A 3,654-nucleotide genomic window follows, 5' to 3' on the forward strand; every position below is an offset into this window, starting at 1 on the left:
CCACCCAGCCACGAACACCCCAACCCCAAGCACCGGCATCACAAACGCCGTCACCCCCCACACAAGGAGGACATGCCAGAACGCCGGAACAGCTCTACCGCTCACCATGAAAGGCAGCGTGTCAGCGACCGGCCACCGACACATGAGTGCACGTACTCAAACACCGCCCCCGGACACCGCCCACCCGAACACCAGCCGACGCGGAAACCCACCCCTCCAAACCCACCCGCCTCACCGAGACCACGTACGCCGCGCCACCGCGCGCCCCCACTCCTGCCCCGGCACCTCGACGTACCGGTACGTCAGCACGCACACCGGCAACAGCACGGCGCAGAAGCTCACTTCGAGGAGCCAGCTGTCCTCGCTCTGCCGCCCGACCGTCCCGTCGACCACCGCCAGCAGCAGCGGATGCACGAGGTAGACCGAGTAACTCACCGTCCCCAGACCGACAAGCACCCGAGGCGTACGGCGCCGGCGCGACGCCAGCCCGATGCCGAAGGTGAGTACGGCGAGCAGGAACCCGGTGATCCAGCCGCGCGAGCCGGAGCCGTAGGCGTACGAACTCCCCACCGAACAGCCGACGACCACCAGGGCGATACGCCAACTGCCGTACCCGGCACGGTAGATGGTGGTGCCGAGGAACATCACGGCGAGGATCACGAGCCCTTCCCACGTCGGGACGGTGCCGTTGAGGGCGATCAGTGCGAGGCCCAGGGCGCCGCCCAGGACACGTGCCCAGGCGTTCGCGCAGCAGATCGCGACGGCCATGGCGAGCGAGGCGCACACGATCAGCGGGCCCGTGCCGACCGCGCCGGACAGCGCGGAGGCCGGCAGCGCGGCCCCCGCCACCACGGCCGCTGCGGCGAAGAGGACGGCGATGGCCCCCGAGTGCCGGTGGAGGCGGAGTGTGAAGAGGGCGACGACCAGGAGGTAGAAGGACATCTCGTAGGAGAGGGTCCACAGGACGAGCAGGAGGCTGGGGGTGCCGAGGAGTTCCTGGAGCATCGTGACGTGCGCGAGGGCGGTCAAGTAGACGTTCTGGCCGTCGAGTTCGCGTATCCCCGCGACGCCCGCGAGGTGCAGCGCGAGGAGTGCGGCGACGACCACCGCCCACAGGGGGTACACGCGGAAGATCCGTCCGATCCAGAACTCCCGTACGCAGCCCCGGCGTTCGAGTGACGCGGGGATGAGGTAACCGCTCACCAGGAAGAACACCATGATGCCGTAGCGGCTGGTGTTGAACTCGGGCATCAACTCCCGCCGTATGTCAGGCAGGAACGTGTACGTCGAGTGGTCGAAGACCACGACGAGTGCGGCGATGCCGCGCAGCGCGTCCAGCCAGCCCGACCGTGAGGATTTCATCCTCCGAGTCCAGCGGCCGGCGCATTGTTGGGCAGCGCCCCGACGGGGTCCGAACAATAAGGGGTTGAGGCCGTGGCAGGGCGGAGAGAGGTGCCGGTCGATCCGGCGGCCGGGCCGGTGCAGCGGTTCGCGTTCGAGTTGCGCAAGCTGCGGGCGGAGGCGGACGGGGTCACCTACCGTGAACTCGCCCTGCGGGCTGGCTACTCGGTGACCACGCTGTCGCGGGCGGCGGGTGGGGAGCAGTTGCCCACGCTGCCGGTGGTGTTGGCGTATGTGCGGGCCTGCGGTGGCAACTCGGCCTGGTGGGAGGCGCGTTGGCGGGAGGCCGCCGAGGAGGGGCCGCCGGACGACGGTTGCGCGCCGCCCTATCGAGGGCTCGCCCGGTACGAGCCCGACGACAGCGCCCTGTTCTTCGGGCGCGAGCAACTCACCGCTGACCTCGTCGAGTTGCTGAGCCGCCGCCGGTTCGCCGCGGTCTTCGGGGCGTCCGGCAGCGGCAAGTCCTCCCTTCTGCGGGCCGGGTTGATCCCCGCGCTGCGGCGAGCCCGGGACCCTCGTCCGTCCGCGATCCGGATCCTGACGCCGGGCGAGCAGCCCGCCCGTACGCACGCCCGGCTCCTCACGCCGGCCGGGCCGGAGACGTACGTGATCGTCGACCAGTTCGAGGAGGTGTTCACTCTCTGCCGGGACGCCGCCGAACGGGACCGGTTCATCGAGCTGCTGCTGACCGCGCGCCAACCCGGCAGCGGGGTACGCGTGTTGCTTGCCGTACGCGGGGACTTCTACGGCCGGTGCGCCGAACACCGGGGACTCGCCGAGGCGTTGCGGGACGCCAATCTGCTCGTCGGTGCGATGAGTCCGGCCGAGCTGCGGGACGCCGTGGTCAAGCCGGCCACCGCGAGCGGCCTGACCGTCGAACGCGCCCTCACGAGCCGGCTGGTCGAGGACGTCGCCGGGGCGCCGGGTGGACTGCCGTTGCTGTCCCACGCGTTGCTGGAGACGTGGCGGTTGCGGCGGGGCAAGACGCTGACCCTGGCGGGGTACGAGGCGGCGGGGTGCCTGGACGGGGCGATCACCCGGACCGCCGAGCGGGTCCACGCCGGCTTCACGGAGGCCCAAGCGGCCACCGCACGCCGGGTGTTGCTGCGCCTGATCGAGCCCGGCGACGGCGTACCCGACACGCGCCGACCTGTGCAGCGCGCCGAACTCCACGGCGAAACAGGTCCCGTTCTGGAGGCGCTGACCCGTGCACGCCTCCTCACGCTGGACGACGACACCGTCGAGCTGGCCCACGAGGCGCTGATCACGGCGTGGCCCCGGCTGCGGGGGTGGATCGAGGCTGACCGTGAACGGCTCAGGGCACAGCGGGAGTTAACGGCTGCGGCGGGCGCTTGGGCAGCACTGGGGCGCGAGGAAGGGGCGTTGTACCGGGGGAGTCGGCTGGCCGCGGCGCAGGAGTACTTCGGAGGTACGGGGAGCCGGGGGTTACTCGGCGGAGGGCTCGGGAGGCTCGTGGGCCGCAAGCGCGGGGAGCAGGCCGACCCCGCCAACGGAGAACTCGGGAAGCCGACGGACCCCGCCACCACCAGCCCTGCCCCCCTGACCAACGTCAAGCACGCAGCCCACGCCCCCACCGACCACCCCGAACTCACCTCCGTAGAACGCTCCTTCCTCGACGCCAGCCTCAACCACGCCCAGCGTGGCCGCCGTCGGTCCCGGCTCGTCCTCGTCTCCGTCGTCTCCGCCCTCTGTCTCGCCCTCCTCGGTGCCGGGCTCGCCGTGGGGCAGTGGCGGAGTGCCGTCGGGGCGCAGCGGCTTGCCGAGTCGCGGCAACTGGCCGCGCAGTCGGGGGCGTTGCTGGGTTCCGATCCCGATCGGGCCGCGTTGCTCGCCGTGCGGGCGTACCGGGCCGGGGCGACTCGGGAGGCCACCGAAGCGCTGTACGCCGCCGCCTCGTTGCCGTTGCGTCAGCGGCTGGTCGGCGGCAAGCGGCCCGTAGGGGCCGTCGCCCTCAGCCCGGACGGGCGGACCCTCGCGACCTACGACGCGGACGGCACCGTACGGATCCGGGACCTGCCCGGCGGCAGGCTCCGGCACACGCTGACCGGGCGCGGCGGCGCCGGGAGCATGGTGTTCAGCCCCGACGGACGCGTCCTCGCCGTCGCCGGTGCGGAGATCGGGTTGTGGGACCCGACCACCGGCAAGAGGGTCAACTCCCTTGCCATCAGGGATGGTTCCGTACGCGGGATGGATTTTCACGGCCGTACTCTCGCCGTCGCCTCCCCGGCGGGC

The 3,654-nt window shown here is 71.6% G+C and carries 2 protein-coding genes; one reads left to right on the top strand and one right to left on the bottom strand.

Annotation, left to right across the window (positions count from 1 at the left end):
- Positions 1 to 231: 231 nt before the first annotated feature.
- Positions 232 to 1,362: an acyltransferase family protein gene (locus AOK24_RS35030; RefSeq protein WP_055724016.1), complete on the bottom strand. Its 1,131-nt coding sequence runs from the start codon at positions 1,360 to 1,362 to the stop codon at positions 232 to 234.
- 72 nt (positions 1,363 to 1,434) lie between these two features.
- Between AOK24_RS35030 and AOK24_RS51530 the strand changes: the two genes are divergently transcribed.
- Positions 1,435 to 3,654: nSTAND1 domain-containing NTPase (locus AOK24_RS51530; protein WP_478078778.1), on the top strand; the 2,220-nt coding region annotated here is incomplete at its 3' end.

This window comes from Streptomyces niveiscabiei, from assembly GCF_001419795.1.
GTDB classification, from domain to species: domain Bacteria; phylum Actinomycetota; class Actinomycetes; order Streptomycetales; family Streptomycetaceae; genus Streptomyces; species Streptomyces niveiscabiei.

Bases quoted from the DNA above. Each gene is read 5' to 3' on its own strand.
- AOK24_RS35030 (WP_055724016.1), bottom strand. From the start codon at position 1,362: ATGAAATCCTCACGGTCGGGCTGGCTGGACGCGCTGCGCGGCATCGCC.